Origin of the sequence: Paracoccus jiaweipingae (genome assembly GCF_044335505.1) — a bacterium.
Classification (GTDB): Bacteria; Pseudomonadota; Alphaproteobacteria; order Rhodobacterales; family Rhodobacteraceae; genus Paracoccus.
Genome location: NZ_JBISBS010000002.1, coordinates 325,112 through 341,801, shown reverse-complemented (window position 1 = coordinate 341,801; position 16,690 = coordinate 325,112). Strand labels below are relative to the sequence as shown.

The window sequence follows — 16,690 nt, the reverse complement described above, 5'->3', positions numbered from 1 at the left end:
TTAAGCCGCATGAAAAAACCGCCCGCAGCCAATGGCCGGGGCGGTTTTTTGCGGGGGCGCGTCAGTCAGACCTCGCGCGCCACGCGGTCGATATCGCAACGCGACAAGCCGATATCGGTCAGTTCGCGATCGCTGAGCCGCGCCAGCGCAACCCGCGTCTGCCGGGCTTTCTGCCAATGCCGCAGCGCAGCAAAAGCGCGCGCGGGAAATGTGAAATGCAACGCGGGCACAGCCGCGCGAGAGCTGTCGAAAAACGACATGATACACCTGTTTGTGAAATGCCCATCTGTTGGGCGAATTGCGGAATTGCTGTGCATGTTAGCGGAAAATACCGCGATTTGCCACGAACAGCTTGGCAGATCTGGGTTGCGCCTGACGCATGGCGCGGCCTGTCTGTCAACGACAGCGCATAACTGTGAACGAGCAAACCCAAGGCAAGAAAATTATGCCGCGCCGCAGAAAGGCGACAGAAACCTGTCCGCGACGCGGGGTCAGTCGGCGCTTTGCTGTTCGCCCCAGTCGCCAAGCGCCGCCTGCCACAGCGCCATGGCCGCCACCGCCGCCGTGTCGGCGCGCAGGATGCGCGGCCCCAGACTGGCGCGGATCACGAAATCCTGATCCGACAGGAAACGCCGTTCCGCCGCTGAAAACCCACCTTCGGGACCGATCAGAATCGCCCACGGCCCGCGCGGCAGCCCGGCAAGCGAGTTCGCGACCCCGGCTGCGGCCTCGTCCGGCCACAGGATGCGGCGGCTGCGGTCCCAGCCGTCCAGCAGGCGCGACAAGGGCTGTGCGGCCCCAACCACGGGGACGAAAGTGCCGCCGCATTGTTCCGCCGCCTCGACCGCATGGGCCTGAAGCCGGTCCTGACGCACGCGTTCGGCATTGGTGTGGTCGGTGATGGCGGGCAGGATGCGCGCGGCGCCCATCTCGGCGGCTTTTTCGACGATGAAATCGGTGCGCGCCTTCTTGATCGGGGCGAAGATCAGCCACAGATCCGGCGGCATCCGCTGGGGGGCCACCTGTGTCAGACAGGTCAGCGCCCCGCCGCGTTTCGAGACCTGGTCGATCCGCGCCGACCACGCGCCGTCGCGGCCGTTGAACAGCTGAACCAGATCGCCCGGTTGCTGGCGCATGACGCCCGACAGGTAATGCGCCTGTGCCGCGCCAAGCGGCACGGCTTGCCCATCGGACAGCGGATGATCTAGGTAAAGACGGATTTTTCCCATAGCGGGGCGCAGAATATGCAAGCCAAGGACGGAATGCCAGATCACACCGCCGCGCCGGGCGCGAAAACCGCCGCGAATGGGCGGGTGGCCGATGCCCCGGCGCAGAACTGGGTCGATCTGTACGCCCCGCCCGCATGGCGCCCGCTGCTGCGCATGAGCCGCGCCGACAGGCCCATCGGGACGTGGCTTTTGCTGTTGCCCTGCTGGTGGGGGCTGGGGCTGGCGATGATGGTCGACGGGCCGCAATGGCGCGATCTGTGGGTCGCGCTGGCCTGTGCCATCGGCGCCTTTGTGATGCGCGGTGCCGGTTGCACATGGAATGACATCACGGACCGCGACATCGACGCGCAGGTGGCGCGGACGCGGTCGCGGCCACTGCCCTCGGGGCAGGTAGGGCTGCGCGGGGCTTTTGGCTGGCTGGTGGCGCAGGCGCTGGCCGGGCTGGCGGTGCTGGTCACACTGGGACCGGCGGCGATGGTGCTGGGGCTGGCCAGCCTGCTGCCGGTGGCGATCTATCCCTTTGCCAAGCGCTTTACCTGGTGGCCGCAGGTGTTTCTGGGCATCGCCTTCAACTGGGGTGTGCTGCTGGCCTATGCCGCGCATCTGGGGCGGCTGGATGCGGCGCCGGTGCTGGCCTATCTGGCGGGCGTGGCGTGGACGGTGTTTTACGACACCATCTATGCCCATCAGGATGCCGAGGATGACGCCCTGATCGGGGTGAAATCCACCGCGCGGCTGTTTGGGGCGCATAGCCCGCGCATCCTGCGGGCGTTTGCGGTGCTGGCGGTGGGGCTGCTGGGGCTGGCGGTGGCGCTGGTGCCGCCGGGCAATGCGGCGGCGGCGCTGGTTGCGGGGCTGGCGGTGGCGGGGTTCGCGGCGCATCTGTTCAACCAGCTGCGCCAGTTCGACCCCGCTGATACCGCTGCCTGCCTGCGCCTGTTCCGGTCGAACCGCGATGCCGGGCTGATCGTGGCGCTGTTACTTGCCGTGGCGGGGCTGCTGTGATTTGCTGTGCCGCGTGGCGCTGACGGGTGCCGCAGCCGACCCAACCGCCCGAAAGGTGCGCCTGATGAGCAACCCCCCATCCCCGCAGCGCCGGCCCGGCGCGGTTCTGGCCCGGCTTGCCGTGCTGGCGGGGGCGGGCGGTCTGTGCTGGCTGGCCGCGCAGCAGGCCGCCAACCTGATTGAACAGCGCACCGCGCAGGATGCCACGCAGGCGCTGGCGCAATCGGGGCAGGACTGGGTTCAGGTTCAGGCCGACGGGCTGCGGCTGCGGCTGTCGGGCACCGCCCCGGACGAGGTGGCCCGCTTTCGCGCCCGCAACCGGGTCGAGGCGGTGATCGACCCCACCCGCGTCGTGGACGAGATGACCGTGCGCCCGCGCCAATACCTTGCCCCGCCCGATTTCCGGGTCGAGATGCTGCGCAATGATGACATGATTTCGCTGATCGGGCTGGTGCCTGCCGAAACCGACCGCCGCGCGGTGCTGGACCGGCTGCGCCGCGAGGCTGGCGCGTCCGAGGTTACCGACCTGCTGGAGGCCGCCGATTATGCTATTCCCCGGCGCTGGTCCCCGGCCTTCGATTTCGGGCTACGCGCGGCGGCGATGGCGCGGCGGGCCAAGGTGACGATCCTGGACGGGTCGGTCACCGTCACCGCCATTACCGACAGCGCCGCGCAAAAGGCCCGGCTTGAGGCCGCGCTGCGCCGGGCCAAACCCGATGGCGTCGGGCTGGTCACCGATATTTCCGCCCCGCGCCCGGTGATCGCGCCCTTTACGCTGCGGCTGGTCAAGGATGCCGGGGGGCTGCATTTCGATGCCTGTTCCGCCGACAGCGACGCCGCGCGCGACCGCATTCTGGCCGCTGCCGCGCAGGCGGGGGTGACGGGTCAGCCGGTCTGCACGGTCGGGCTTGGGGCGCCGACGACGCAATGGGCGACCGGTGCCGTGGCCGCGATCCGGGCGCTGGCGGCGCTGGGGGCGGGGTCGGTCACGATCTCGGACGCGGATGTGGCCTTGCAGGCCCCGGCCAGCGTTGCGCAGGCCCAACTGGACGAGGTCGCCGCCCGGCTGGAAACCGCGCTGCCGGCCATCTTTACCCTGAAGGCCGAACGCGAGGCCGCAGGCCCTGCCGGACCAGCCGAATTCACCGCCCGCATTGGCCGCGACGACCTGTTGCAACTGCGCGGGCGGGTGCCGGATGCGCGGATGCGCGACGTGGTGGTCAGCATGGCGCAAACACGTTTCGGCAAGGTCGATGACGCGCTGCGGGTCGATGACACCGTGCCCCCCGGCTGGACGCTGCGCATCATTGCCGCGCTTGAGGCGATGGACGGCCTGCGCGAAGGCGGGATCGAGGTGACCCCGGCGCTGATCCGCATTTCCGGTGTTTCGGGCAGCCGCACGGCCAGCGATCAGGTGGCGACGCGGCTGGCACAGCGGCTGGGGGCGGGGGCCGATTACCAGCTGGCGATCCGCTATGACCCGCGTCTGGACCCGGCGATGGGGCTGCCCGACGGGGCGCAATGCGTCGACCGCCTGAACAAGGCCATGGCCGGGGCCGAGATTGGGTTCGAGCCGAACAAGGCCCGCATCTCCGGCGATACCGCACCGCTGATGGCGGCGCTGGAAAAGGCGATGGCGGATTGCGACGTTTTCCGCATCGAAATCGGTGGCCACACCGATTCCCAGGGCCCCGAGGATTTCAACCAGAAACTGTCCCATGACCGGGCGCTGGCGGTGCGCGCGGCGATGGAAAAGGCCGGTATCCCGGTGGCGCTGATCCGGGCTGCGGGCTATGGCGAAAGCCAGCCCATCGCTGATAACGACACCGAGGCCGGGCGCGAGGCCAACCGCCGCATCGCCTTTACCCTGCTGTCCGACATGCCGGTGCAGGCCGGGCCACAGCCCGCCGCCGATGTGGTCGCGGGCGTGACCGCCGAACCCGCACAGCCGCGCGTGCCTGCCCCGGCGCAGGTTGCCCCGGCGACCGATCTGGCGGTGCCCTTTGCGCCGGTGCTGCTGCCCGGACAGATGCCGCCGCAAATTGCCGCCGGTGGTGCCATCACCCGCCCCGAAGCCGATGCCAGCGCGCCGTTCGGCCTGCCCGATCAGGTGCCGGTCCATGCCGCAGGCGCCGACACGCCGCGCCCCGAACCCCGCCCGGCCACCCCCGGCGCGGCCAGCCCAAAGGATTGACATGAATCGCGAACAGTTCATCCTCGCCACGGCGATCATCCTATTCGCGGCCTTCGTTCTGGGCTGGTTCGCCAGTTGGCTGATCCACCGCCTGACCCGGCCCACCCGCGCCGATATGGGCGAACTGGACCGCATGGCGCAGCTGCTGCATGACGCCGAAGAGGCGCGCGATCAGGCGGTCATGGACCTTGAAACCCGCGAGGCGGAGCTGATCGGCCAGCTTTCCGAGACCGAGGCAGAGTTGCGCATTGCCATGGACGGTCTGCGCGACAGCCGGTCCGAGATTGAGGAACTGCGCGATTACATCGAAAAGAAGCTGGCCCGCAGCAAGGGGTAAGGCCGCGCATCTGTGACAGGTGGCCATGGGCGCGGGCTGACCGGGATGCGCGTGCGCAATCAGGCCCGCGCGTTTGCGGGGTGTCCGGCCTGTGCGCTGATCGGGCAGGGCTGCCTTGCCTGTGGGGTTAGGGCCTGAAACGGGCCGGGGGTGATCCGGCATCGTCAGCCCGCGCCGCTGTGGGGCAGGCATTGGCGTGGGGTGTCGCATCCGCGGCTTTTCGCGCGACAGGGTGGGGCTGTCAGCGGGGGCGTGGCGTAAACGACGCCGAGGCCAGATTATCCGGCATCTTGGTCCGCGCGATTGCGTCGATGGGACCGCTGCTGGCTGTCGGTCGGGCCAATGCGCCCGTCAGCGCTCGCGACTATGTTGGTTAACAGCGCCGACGGGGCCGGCTTGGGGCGAGTTGGCTGTCAGCCCACCCGATTGTCACGGTGGGGCGTCATGTGGTGCAGGGATTGGATGGCGATGCTGGCGCCCTGCAACTGCGGTGACGGGGCGGGGTTCAGCGCGTGGTGGCCTGACCGCGCCCCTGCCGCAAGGGTTGCGCACCGGGCTGGTCCCGGCAGGTATTTATGACAGAAGCGAGGCCTGCAGGCCCCGCGCCCCCACCGGTGCCGCGTGACCTGCCGGAGGGTTGCAGCGGCTATTGTCCGGCGGGGTCTGCGGGTGGGGTGACGGCGGTTGCGTTGGTTGCGGGGGTGGTCTGGGGGGTGGCCTCGGTCTCAAGGCGGTTGTCGTCCCATTCGCCGCTGGCCACCTGCCCGGTGGCATAGCGCATCACCCCCTGACCCTGACGCTTTCCGGCCTTGAAATGGCCTTCATACACGTCGCCATTGGCATAATGCGCGGTGCCCTTGCCGTCGATTTCACCCGCGGACCAGCCGCCCTCGTAGCGGAAGCCCTGCGGCGTGGTCAGGACGCCCTGACCGTCGCGCTGGCCGTCGCTGAAGCTGCCGTCATAGGTGGTGCCATCGGCATAGGTGGCGACGCCCTGACCGTGGCGCTGGCCGTCATGCCAGTCCCCTTCGTAGCGATAGCCGTCGGGATAGGTCATCACCCCTTTGCCTTCGTTGCGGGCATCGGCAAAGCCGCCCTGATAGGTGACGCCATTGGCATAGGTGGCGCGGCCCTGACCGGCGATCACCCCGGCCTTCCAGTCGCCGTCATAGCCCGAGCCATCGGCATAGGTGATCTTGCCGCTGCCGTCGGGCAGGTCGTTTTTCAACGCGCCCTCATAGGTGGAACCGTCGGGATAGGCGATGCGGCCCTGACCTTCCATCCGGCCCTCGACCCAGTCGCCGGTATAGACATAGCCGTCGCTGCCGGTGAACGTGCCCTTGCCGTGGCGTTTGTCGGCGCGGAATTGGCCGTCATAGACATCGCCATTGGCATAGGTGGCGCGGCCGGTGCCGCTGCGCTGGCCGTTCTTCATCTGGCCCTCATAGCTGTCACCCGAGGCCTGTGTCAGCTTGCCGCTGCCGTTCATCTGCCCCGCCGCCCACACGCCGTCATAGACCAGCCCGTCGGGCATGGTCAGCACGCCCTTGCCCGCGCGCAGCCCGGCCAGCATTCCGCCCTGATAGACCGAGCCATCGGGATAGGTGATGCGCCCCTGACCTTCCTTGGCCCCGTTCACCCAGTCGCCGTCATAGCGATAGCCGTTGGGCTGCGTCAGCAGGCCCTTGCCGTGATGCATGGCCTTGACGAAGTCGCCCTGATAGCGGCTGCCATTGGCATATTCGGCAACGCCCTGCCCGGTGATCTCGCCGCCCTTCCAGTCGCCCTGATAGGTGCTGCCATCGGCATAGGTGATCTTGCCGGTGCCATCGGGTTTGCCGTCGTTGAACTGGCCCTGATAGGTGCTGCCATCTGGGAAGGTCGCGGTGCCCTGTCCGGTGATCTGGCCATCGACCCAGTCGCCGTCATAGCGATAACCGTTGGGCAGCGCATAGCTGCCGCGCCCGTGCTGCACGCCATTGCGGAAGGTGCCTTCATAGACGCCGCCATCGTCATATTGCTTGGTCACGACCTGTGCGGTCGCGGCCTGTGCCAGCGCCAGCGCGGCCGTGACCGCCCAAATCGAGTTCCGCGACGCCATGCCCGCCCTCCGTTTCGGGGGCCGGTTCATCCGGCCCGTCCCGGCCTGTTCTAGCGGATGCGGCGCAGGCGCGCAAAGGTGGTGTTGGTCGCGGCGCGCGGCGGCTTTTCCTTGGGCGCGGGCTGGCTTACAACCGGGGCAACAGGAATGGAGGGTCGTGGATGACCGATCAGTTTCGTCTGACAATCGCGCAGTTGAACGCCACGGTGGGCGATCTGCCGGGAAATGCCGAAAAGGCCTTTGCGGCATGGCAGCAGGGGCGTGACGCCGGGGCCCGGATGGTGGCCCTGCCCGAGATGTTCCTGACCGGATACCAGACCCAGGATCTGGTGCTGAAACCGGCTTTTCTGGAGGATTGCGTTGCCGCCATCAACGCCCTGGCCGCGCGTGTCGCGGATGGCCCGGCGCTTGGCATTGGCGGCCCGTGGCCCGAAGCGGGCAAGCTGTATAACGCCTACTTCGTCTTGCAGGGCGGCAAGGTGGCGGCGCGGGTGCTGAAGCACGAATTGCCGCACAAGCAGCTTTTCGACGAATTGCGCCTGTTCGATCCCGGCCCGGTCAGCGGGCCTTATGCCATCGGCCCGGTCCGCATCGGCAGTCCGATCTGCGAGGATGCGTGGTGGCCCGAAGTTACCGAAACACTGGCCGAAACCGGGGCCGAGATCTTGCTGGTGCCCAATGGCAGCCCCTATCACCGCGAAAAGCTGGACCTGCGGATGGGGCATATGGTGGCGCGGGTGGTCGAATCGGACCTGCCGCTGGTGTATCTGAACATGGTCGGCGGGCAGGACGATCAGGTCTATGACGGGGCCAGTTTCGTGCTGAACCCCGGCCCGGATGGCGGTGCCGAAAAGGTCGTCCAGCTGGCCCCGTTCAAGGACGCCATCGCGCATCTGGATTTCACCCGCAGGCCGGATGGCTGGCGTTGCGCCAGCGGTCAGATGGCGCGTCAGCCCGATGCGTGGGAACAGGATTATCAGGCCATTTGCATGGGTCTGGGGGATTATCTGCGCAAATCGGGCTTCTCGAAGGTGGTGCTGGGGTTGTCGGGGGGGATTGATTCCGCGCTGGTCGCGGTGATCGCCGCCGATGTGCTGGGGCCGGAAAACGTGCGCTGCGTGCGGATGCCTTCGGAATACAGCTCGCAAGGGTCGCTGGACGATGCGGCGGAACTGGTGCGGCGTCTGGGCTGCCGGATGGACACGGTCCCGATCGAGGCCCCGCGTCACGCCGTCGGCGCGGCCCTTGCCGATGTGATGGCCGGCACCACGCCCGACACGACCGAAGAAAACATCCAGTCCCGCCTGCGCGGCCTGATCCTGATGGCGATTTCCAACAAGTTCGGGGAAATGCTGCTGACCACGGGCAATAAATCTGAGGTCGCAGTGGGTTACGCCACCATTTACGGCGACATGGCGGGGGGGTATAACCCACTGAAGGATCTGTATAAAACCCGCGTGTTCCAGACCTGTCGCTGGCGCAACGAAAACCACCGCGACTGGATGCGCGGCCCCAAAGGCGCGGTCATCCCGCAACAGATCATCGACAAACCCCCCAGCGCCGAGCTGCGCCCCGATCAGAAGGATCAGGATTCGCTGCCCCCTTACGAAGTGCTGGACGCGATCCTTGAGGGGCTGGTGGAAAAGGATCTGGGCATCCGCGATCTGGTGGCGCAGGGCTTTGATGTCGAGACGGTGCAGAAGGTGGAAAAGCTGCTCTATTTCAGCGAGTGGAAGCGCTATCAGGCGGCACCGGGACCGCGCGTGTCGCCGCGCGCCTTCTGGCTGGACCGGCGTTACCCGCTGGTGAACCGCTGGCGCGACGAACCCTGAGGGCGCGCTTGCGTGCCGGGCGGCTGGGGGCTTGGTCTGGCAGTCGGCGCCTTTGGTGACCTGATGCGGGAGGTGATACCCGCAAAACTGCGAACATATCCCCCCGACCAGATGACCGGGGGCGTGCGCGGCCACGCTTCTTCGTTGGTCAAATACCCAACAGGGCGCGTCAGCCCTGCGGCGCGGTTGCGGGGGCGCGTGACCGGCGGCTTTCGTCGCGCCAAGCTGCGCTGTGCGGTCCGGGACGGGGCAGGTGGCTACGTTGCGGCGGCATGAATGGCGGTCGGCCCCGCGTCAGGGGCGGGCGGTTTTCCGTGGGGGTTTCATACCCCCACACCCGCGGTTCTTTGTGGGGGTTTCACACCCCCACACCCCCGTGGGATATTTGTGCCAAGATGAAGCGGAAGCCGGGTTTTTCCGGGGGAAAGGGCAGCGGGGCATTGCCCGACGGGCCGGGCTTGGGTAAAGCGGTGAAAACGGGGCCAAGGGGGACTGCGCCATGAGTGACGATCCGAAAACGCTGGTATCCACCGACTGGCTGGCGGCGCATCTGGACGATCCCGACCTGCGCATTATCGACGGCAGTTGCCACATGGCAGGCAGCGGTCGCGACGCGCGCGCCGAATACGAGGCCGCGCATATTCCGGGTGCGCGGTTTTTCGACATCGACGCCATCAGCGACCCGCGCAGCACCCTGCCGCATATGGCCCCCCCGCCCGAGATGTTCATCAGCCGGATGCGCGCAATGGGTGTGGGCGACGGGCATCAGGTGGTGATCTATGACAATTCAGACCTGCATTCGGCGGCGCGGGTGTGGTGGACCTTTCGCCTGATGGGCAAGACCGATGTCGCGGTTCTGGATGGCGGGCTGGCCAAGTGGCAGGCCGAGGGCCGCCCGGTCGAGGATATGCCCCCGATCACCCGCGACCGGCATATGACGGTTCAGCGGCAGGCCGCGCTGGTGCGCGATGTCACGCAGGTGGCGGCGGCGTCCAAGCTGGGGGATCATCAGATCGTTGACGCCCGCAGTGCCGAACGCTTTCGTGGCGAGGTTCCCGAACCGCGCGAGGGGTTGCGCTGTGGCCATATTCCCGGGTCGCGCAACCTGCCTTTCGGGCAGCTTTACAACGCCGATGGCACGATGAAATCGCCCGACGCCCTGCGCGCCGCGTTTCAGGGGGCCGGGGTCGACCTGGACCAGCCTGTCATCACCACCTGCGGGTCGGGGGTGACGGCGGCCAGCCTGTTTCTGGCGCTGGACCTGATCGGGCATCGCAACAATTCGCTCTATGACGGCTCGTGGTCGGAATGGGGCATGTATAACGACCTGAAAATCGCAACCGGAGACGCATGATGCTGTCCAACCTGACGCCGCAGCCCGCCGACAAGATTCTGGAACTGATGGGCCAGTACCGCGCCGATACCCGGCAAGGCAAGATCGACCTTGGGGTCGGGGTTTACAAGGATGCCACCGGCCATACCCCGGTGATGCGCGCGGTCAAGGCAGCGGAAAAGAAGATCTGGGAAAGCCAGGACAGCAAGTCCTATACCGCGCTGGCCGGCGAGGCCGATTACCGCGACGCCCTGTCCGGGCTGATCCTGGGTGATGCGCTGGATGCGGGGCGCGTGGCCTCGGCGGCGACGGTGGGGGGCACGGGGGCGGTGCGTCAGGCGCTGGAACTGGCGCGCATGGCGAACCCCGATGTGACCGTGCATGTCAGCAACCCGACATGGCCGAACCACATCTCGATCATCAAATTCATGGGTCTGCCGCTGGCGGAATACCGTTACTTTGACGCCGAAACCCGCGGCGTCGATTTCGAGGGGATGAAAGCCGATATCGCCAAGGCGAAACAGGGCGATCTGGTGCTGTTGCATGGCTGCTGTCACAACCCCACCGGTGCCAACCTGACGCTGGATCAATGGGCCGAGGTCGCGGATCTGCTGGAACAGACCGGCGCCATGCCGCTGATCGACCTTGCCTATCAGGGCTTCGGCGACGGGCTGGAGGAAGACGCCGCCGCCACCCGCCTGATCGTCAGCCGCATCCCCGAGACGCTGATTGCGGCCTCGTGCAGCAAGAATTTCGGCATCTATCGTGAACGCACCGGGCTGTTGATCGCGCAGGGTGCCGATGGCGCGGCGCGCGATCTGGCGCAGGGGTCGCTGGCGTTTCTGAACCGCCAGACCTATTCCTTCCCGCCCGATCATGGCGCCCGCATCGTTGCCACCATCCTGAACGACGCCGCGCTGGCCGCTGACTGGAAAGCGGAACTGGAAGAGGTGCGTCAGGGGATGCTGAAGCTGCGCGAACAACTGGCCAGCGAATTGCGCAACCTGTCGGGCAGCGACCGGTTCGATTTCATCGCGCAGCATCGCGGCATGTTCTCGCGGTTGGGGACCACGCCGGACAAGGTGCAAAAGCTGAAGGACGATTTCGCCATCTATATGGTGGGCGATTCGCGGCTGAATATTGCCGGTCTGAACGCCGAAACCGTGCCGGTTCTGGCCCGCGCCATTATCGACGCCGGGATCTGACGCCGATATTGGCAATATGACAAAGGCCGGGGATCGCGCCCCGGCCTTTTGCGTTTGCGCCGCCCGTTTGGGGTCAGCGCGCGGCCGTCAGCGCGCCGGGCAAAGCGGCGGCCAGCGCGTCCAGTTCGGCATCGGGGCCACAACTGATGCGGATGCAGCGGTTCATCGGGGCCACGCCGGGCATCCGCACGAAGATGTCGCGCTTTTCCAGTTCGTCCAGCACGCGCCGTGCGAAGGCACCGTCGCCGCCACAATCGACCGCGACGAAATTGGTGGCCGAGGGCAGCGCCACCAGCCCGTTATCGGCGGCAATGGCGTTGATGCGGTTGCGGGCGGCCTCGACCTGCGCGCGGATGTGACCCAGCCAGTCCTGATCGGCCAGCGCCGCCAGCGCGCCGCGCTGACCGATCAGGTTCAGGCCGAAATGGTTACGGATGCGGTCGAACCCGGCGATCAGGTCAGGATGGGCGATGGCATATCCCACCCGCGCCCCCGCCATGCCATAGGCCTTGGAAAAGGTGCGCAGGCGAATGACGCGCGGGTCGGTTGCCGGAATATGGGCCTGCGCCGCGTCCGGGGCGAATTCGGCATAGGCCTCGTCCAGCACCAGCAGGCTGTTTTCGGGCAGGCGGTCGCGCATGGCGGCGATGCGGTGGCCTTCCAGCCACGACCCCATCGGGTTGTCGGGATTGGCGATATAGACCAGCCGCGCCCCCACCTGCGCGGCCTTGGCGGTCAGGGCCTCGGGGTCTTCGGCATCGTGGTTATAAGGCACGGTATGCAGCACCCCGCCGAACCCCGCGACGTGATAGTTAAAGGTCGGATAGGCCCCCGCCGATGTCACCACCGCATCGCCCGGCGCCACCATCAGCCGCACCAGCAGCCCCAGCAGGCCGTCGATCCCCTCGCCCACCAGCACCGATTCGGGGGCGATGCCGTGATGGGCGGCCAGCGCGTGGCGCAGGTCATAACTGTCGGGATCGGCGTATTTCCAGACCTCGGTCGCGGCCTGCTGCATCGCGGCCAGTGCGGCGGGCGACGGGCCAAAGCCGTTTTCATTCGCGCCAAGCCGGGCGACAAAGGGCTGGCCGCGACGGCGTTGCAGGGTTTCCGGCCCGGTGAATGGCACCGTGGCTGGCAGCGAAGCGGGCAGGGGGGCGAAATCGGGTATCTTCATGGCCCCGACAAAGCCTATTCCGCCCGCCCGCGCAAGACGCCTTAGCGCCGGGTCGACCGCAGCGGCGGCTGGGTCGGGGTCGTGTCCTCGCCGGCCATGATGCGGCGGTCCTGATCCAGTTCCAGCCAGATCGCGTTGACCACCGCAAACAGCGCCGCCAGCGGCAGACCCAGCATCCATGCAAAATACCACATAGCGTTTCCTTTCCCTTAATAGCCGTGGCCATCATCGGGGGCGGCTTCGACCTTGCCCCACAGCACGCGATAGACCCATGCGGTATAGGCCAGGATCAGCGGTAAAAAGATGATGCTGGCCACCAGCATGATAAACAGCGTCAGATGCGAGGACGAGGCGTCCCACACCGTCAGCGAACTGTCCGGCGCGGTGTTGGACGGCAGGATGAACGGAAACATCGTCAGCCCCACGGACGAGATCATGCCGAAAATCGCCAGTTTCGACCACATCAGTGGCAACAGGTCGGACGGGCGGCGCAGCGCGCGCATCAGCAGCAGCAGCCCCAGCACCGCCATGACCGGCGCAATCGCGATCCACGGACGTTCGGCATAGGCGGTCAGCCAGCTGCCATCATGGATGACCTGCGACAACAGCGGGTTTGACGGGCCTTCCGGGGTCGGGGCGGCGGCCAGATGAAAGCCGCGCACCCCCAGCGCCAGCCACAGCCCCGCCAGCGCGTAACCGGCCAGCGCCACGGCGGCGGTGATGACCCCAAGCCGGCGGGCGCGGTCCTGAACCGGGCCGGTGGCCTTCAGCACCAGCCATGCACAGCCATGCGCCAGCAGCAGCGCCAGCGACACCACCCCGCACAGCACGGCAAAGGGGCGGAACAGACCCAGCAGCTTCATCGCGCCGGTCTGGTCATAGATGGGCATCAGGTCCACGGTCAGGTGAAACGGCACCCCCAGCAGGACATTGCCCACCGCGACGCCAAAGACCAGCGCCGGCACCGCCCCAGAATAGCACAGCACCCAGTCCCAGCGTTCCCGCCAGCCCGCATCGGGGCGCTTGCTGCGGAACTTGAACGCCACCGGCCGCAGGATCAGCGCCGACAGGATCAGGAACATCGCCAGGTAAAAGCCCGAAAAGCTGACCGCGTAAAGCGGGGGCCAGGCGGCAAAGATTGCGCCGCCGCCAAGGATGAACCAGACTTGGTTACCTTCCCATACCGGGGCGACGGTGTCGATGGTCTGGCGCCGCTCCGGGTCGGTGCGCGCCACAAAGGGCAACAGCGCGCCGACCCCAAGGTCGAACCCGTCGGTCAGCGCAAAGGCGATCAGCAACACCCCCAGCAGCAGCCACCAGATGACGCGCAGGACATCGAACGAGATCAGTTCATGCAGGATCATGACGGTTACTCCGCAGGCTGGATGGGTTGCAGGCGGCTGCGATGGCTGGCCAGCCAGTCATCGGTCAGGGTGACGTCATCCTGCGGGCCTTTGGCGATGGCGCGCAGCATCAGCCGGATTTCGATGACGAACAGCACGGTATAGAAGGCGGCGAAACCGGCGATGGTGGCCAGCAATTCACCCACCGACAGGTGGCTGACCGACAGCGCGGTCGGCAGCACCCCGTCCACCGTCCATGGCTGGCGGCCAAGTTCGGCCACGATCCAGCCCATTTCGGCGGCGATCCACGGCAGCGGAATGGCCGCCACCGCCAGCATCAGCGCCCCGCGCGGGTATTTCATCCCCTTAAACGAGGTCCGCAGGAAGAAATACCCCATCAGCGCGATCAGCCCGAACCCGATGGCCACCATGATGCGGAAGCCCCAGAAGATCGGCAGCACCGGCGGCACCGTATCGGCGGCGGCCATGGCGATCTGTTCGTCCGAGGCCTGACGCGGGTCGTCCAGATAGGTTTTCAGCAACAGCGCATAGCCCAGATCGTCGGAATGTTCCTCGAATCGCTGTTTCAGCTCTTCGGGGCTGTTTTCACGCTGGGTGCGGATCTCCATCAGGGCGTCATAGGCGACGATGCCACGGCGGATGCGGTCCTCGGCCTGTTCGACCAGCGGGCCGATGCCCTGAATCTGCTCGGTCAGGCTGCGGGTGCCGATCAGCCCCATGACATAGGGGATGTGGATGGCATAATGGGTTTCGCGCGCCGCCCGGTCGGGCCAGCCGATGGCGGTAAAGCTGGCGGGGGCGGGTTCGGTCTCCCACATGGCTTCGATGGCGGCCAGTTTCATCTTCTGGTTATGGCTGGTCTCGTATCCCGATTCGTCCCCCAGCACGACCACCGACAGCGCCGCCGCCAGCCCAAAGGCCGAGGCCACGGCGATCGACCGCCGCGCCAGTTCGGTATGCCGCCCCTTCAGCAGATACCACGCCGACACCCCCAGAACAAAGGCCGCGGCGGTGACATAGCCGGCGCTGACGGTATGGACGAATTTCGCCTGTGCGACCGGGTTGAACAGCACCTCGGCAAAGGAATCCATCTCCATCCGCATGGTCATGGGGTTGAAGGTGGCGCCGACCGGGTTTTGCATCCAGCCATTCGCGATCAGAATCCACAGTGCCGAGAAATTCGACCCGATGGCCACCAGCCAGCCCACCACCGCGTGCGCCCGCGCCGACATGCGGTCCCAGCCAAAGAACCACAGCCCGACAAAGGTCGCCTCGAGGAAAAAGGCCATCAGCCCTTCCAGCGCCAGCGGGGCGCCGAAAATGTCACCGACATAATGGCTGTAATAGGACCAGTTCATCCCGAACTGGAATTCCATCACCACCCCGGTGGCGACGCCCATGACAAAGTTGATGCCGAACAGCGTGCCCCAGAACTTGGTCATCTGGCGCCAGATCGGGCGCCCCGTCATCACATAGACGGTTTCCATGATCGCCACGACGATGGACAGGCCAAGCGTCAGGGGCACGAACAGAAAATGGTAAAGCGCGGTCATCGCAAACTGGATGCGTGACAGCTCGACAATTCCCAGATCCATGTCAGCTTCCTTTCTTCGCGGGTGCGGTTGGTCGCGGGATGGCCAGCGTTAACATATCGCTTAACCTATATGTATCAGCCGATCAGACCAATCCCTTTCGGCGCGACGATGCGACGCAAGCAGGATGGCACAGGCCGGCAGGGCGGTGCGCAGATTGGCCAGAACGCGGCGGGCGGTGGCGGGGTCCAGCCCCTCGGTCGGTTCGTCCAGCAACAGGATATCGGGGCGGCGTAGCAGGGCGCGCGCCAGCGCCAGACGGCGGGCCTGCCCCCCCGACAGACCGGCGCCGCCATCCCCCAGCATCCGGTCCGGCCCGCCGGCCAGATCGTCAAGGCAGGTTACGGCCAGCACCTGTTCCAGCCGTGCGCGGTCGGCCTGCGGGTCGGCAAGGCGCAGGTTGTCGGCCACGCTGCCCGCGATCAGGGCGCTGCGCTGGGGCAGCAGGGTCAGGTGCTGGCGCAGCGCGGGCTGCGGCCAGTCGCGCAGGTCGCGGCCAAGCACCAGCACCCGCCCCGCCAGCGGTGCCGCCAGCCCGGCAGCCACATGCAGCAACGACGATTTCCCCGCTCCGCTGTGCCCGGTCAGCGCGACGGTCTGGCCGGGGGCAAGCCGCAAGGACAGGCCGCTGACCAGCACCCGTCCCGTCTGGCCCTGCGCGACGCTGACACCATCCAGCCACAGCGCCGGGGCATCAGGCGCGGCGCTGGCAGGTGTGGGGGAAACAAGCGTGCGTGAAGCAGGCGCAGCGGTCCCCGATGGGGCCGAGGCATCCGCAGCCCCGGCAGGCCCGTGGGGAAGCGGTGTGGGTGAGGCAGGAACAGGCGCAACGGGTGCGGGCGCAGGCGCAGGGGCCAGCGGTGGCGGGGGCAGGGCGGTTCCGTCCTGTGGCGCGGCGTCCAGCGCGGGCGCGACGCGGGCGGCGGCATCGCGCAGCGCGCCCCATTCGGCCAGCGCCCGGCGCAGCGGCGCGGTGATTTCCTCGACCGCCAGCGCGGTCAGCAGGGCCGCCCCGGCCAGCCCGGCGCTGATCTGGCCCGCCGCCACCGCCTGCGCGGCCAGCACCAGCGCGCCCGACAGGCTGATCGCGGTGGTGGCTGACAAGATGGCACCGGCCAGACGCTCGGCCCGGTCCAGACCCGCGGCGGCGTGGCGGCGGCGGGTCTCGGCCCCGGTGACCAGATGCAGGCGGCGCGACAACTGGCCATAGACCGCAAGGTCGGCGCGGGCGCGGATCACGTCCAGCAGCCGCGATTCAAAGCGCCGCGCCGCGGCGGCCTCGGCCCGTGCGGCGGCGGCGCCGGGGCGGGCCAGCGCCATG

General features: G+C 67.3%; 13 protein-coding genes and 1 pseudogene. 6 read left to right on the top strand and 8 right to left on the bottom strand.

Annotated elements, in window-relative coordinates:
* Window positions 1-65: 65 nt before the first annotated feature.
* Both ACFXP9_RS05065 and ACFXP9_RS05060 read right to left on the bottom strand, forming a co-directional pair.
* A complete protein-coding gene (locus tag ACFXP9_RS05065) occupies window positions 66-260 on the bottom strand; it encodes a DUF1127 domain-containing protein (protein WP_397206381.1) in 195 nt (64 codons plus the stop codon).
* Between the two features lie 231 nt (window positions 261-491).
* Window positions 492-1,229, bottom strand: coding sequence for a 16S rRNA (uracil(1498)-N(3))-methyltransferase (locus ACFXP9_RS05060; RefSeq protein WP_397206380.1), 738 nt, complete (start codon window positions 1,227-1,229; stop codon window positions 492-494).
* Between the two features lie 33 nt (window positions 1,230-1,262).
* Here ACFXP9_RS05060 and ubiA point away from each other — a divergent pair, with 33 nt between their 5' ends.
* The 3 genes from ubiA to ACFXP9_RS05045 all read left to right on the top strand — a co-directional run bounded on the left by ubiA (window position 1,263) and on the right by ACFXP9_RS05045 (window position 4,765).
* Entirely contained in the window at window positions 1,263-2,234 is a 972-nt protein-coding gene (gene ubiA / locus ACFXP9_RS05055; RefSeq protein WP_397206378.1) for a 4-hydroxybenzoate octaprenyltransferase, read from the top strand.
* A 64-nt stretch (window positions 2,235-2,298) separates the two neighbouring features.
* On the top strand, window positions 2,299-4,428 hold the full coding sequence (locus ACFXP9_RS05050) for an OmpA family protein (protein WP_397206376.1): 2,130 nt from the start codon (window positions 2,299-2,301) through the stop codon (window positions 4,426-4,428).
* A gap of 1 nt (window position 4,429) precedes the next feature.
* A complete protein-coding gene (locus ACFXP9_RS05045) occupies window positions 4,430-4,765 on the top strand; it encodes a hypothetical protein (RefSeq protein WP_397206374.1) in 336 nt (111 codons plus the stop codon).
* A gap of 646 nt (window positions 4,766-5,411) precedes the next feature.
* Here ACFXP9_RS05045 and ACFXP9_RS05040 read toward each other — a convergent pair.
* Entirely contained in the window at window positions 5,412-6,866 is a 1,455-nt protein-coding gene (locus tag ACFXP9_RS05040) for an MORN repeat-containing protein (protein WP_397210028.1), read from the bottom strand.
* A 161-nt stretch (window positions 6,867-7,027) separates the two neighbouring features.
* On the opposite strand from ACFXP9_RS05040, the gene ACFXP9_RS05035 reads away from it, so the two are divergent.
* The 3 genes from ACFXP9_RS05035 (at window position 7,028) to ACFXP9_RS05025 (ending at window position 11,236) form a co-directional block, all read left to right on the top strand.
* Entirely contained in the window at window positions 7,028-8,698 is a 1,671-nt protein-coding gene (locus tag ACFXP9_RS05035; protein WP_397206370.1) for an NAD+ synthase, read from the top strand.
* 499 nt (window positions 8,699-9,197) lie between these two features.
* Window positions 9,198-10,052: a 3-mercaptopyruvate sulfurtransferase gene (gene sseA / locus ACFXP9_RS05030; RefSeq protein ID WP_397206368.1), complete on the top strand. Its 855-nt coding sequence runs from the start codon at window positions 9,198-9,200 to the stop codon at window positions 10,050-10,052.
* The gene (locus ACFXP9_RS05025; protein ID WP_397206653.1) at window positions 10,052-11,236 is read left to right on the top strand and encodes an amino acid aminotransferase; all 1,185 of its coding nucleotides are present in this window, start codon (window positions 10,052-10,054) and stop codon (window positions 11,234-11,236) included. Before sseA ends, ACFXP9_RS05025 begins: the two co-directional genes overlap by 1 nt.
* A 73-nt stretch (window positions 11,237-11,309) precedes the next feature.
* On the opposite strand, the gene ACFXP9_RS05020 is transcribed toward ACFXP9_RS05025, so the two are convergent.
* The 5 genes and pseudogenes from ACFXP9_RS05020 to ACFXP9_RS14295 form a co-directional block, all read right to left on the bottom strand.
* Window positions 11,310-12,413: a pyridoxal phosphate-dependent aminotransferase gene (locus ACFXP9_RS05020; protein ID WP_397206366.1), complete on the bottom strand. Its 1,104-nt coding sequence runs from the start codon at window positions 12,411-12,413 to the stop codon at window positions 11,310-11,312.
* Between the two features lie 41 nt (window positions 12,414-12,454).
* Entirely contained in the window at window positions 12,455-12,607 is a 153-nt protein-coding gene (gene cydX, locus ACFXP9_RS05015) for a cytochrome bd-I oxidase subunit CydX (protein WP_397206364.1), read from the bottom strand.
* A gap of 15 nt (window positions 12,608-12,622) precedes the next feature.
* A complete protein-coding gene (gene cydB, locus ACFXP9_RS05010; protein WP_397206362.1) occupies window positions 12,623-13,777 on the bottom strand; it encodes a cytochrome d ubiquinol oxidase subunit II in 1,155 nt (384 codons plus the stop codon).
* Between the two features lie 5 nt (window positions 13,778-13,782).
* On the bottom strand, window positions 13,783-15,372 hold the full coding sequence (locus ACFXP9_RS05005; RefSeq protein ID WP_397206360.1) for a cytochrome ubiquinol oxidase subunit I: 1,590 nt from the start codon (window positions 15,370-15,372) through the stop codon (window positions 13,783-13,785).
* Window positions 15,373-15,555: 183 nt separating this feature from the next.
* A pseudogene (locus ACFXP9_RS14295) lies at window positions 15,556-16,689 on the bottom strand (ATP-binding cassette domain-containing protein); the annotation flags it as partial.
* Between the last annotated feature and the right edge of the window lies 1 nt (window position 16,690).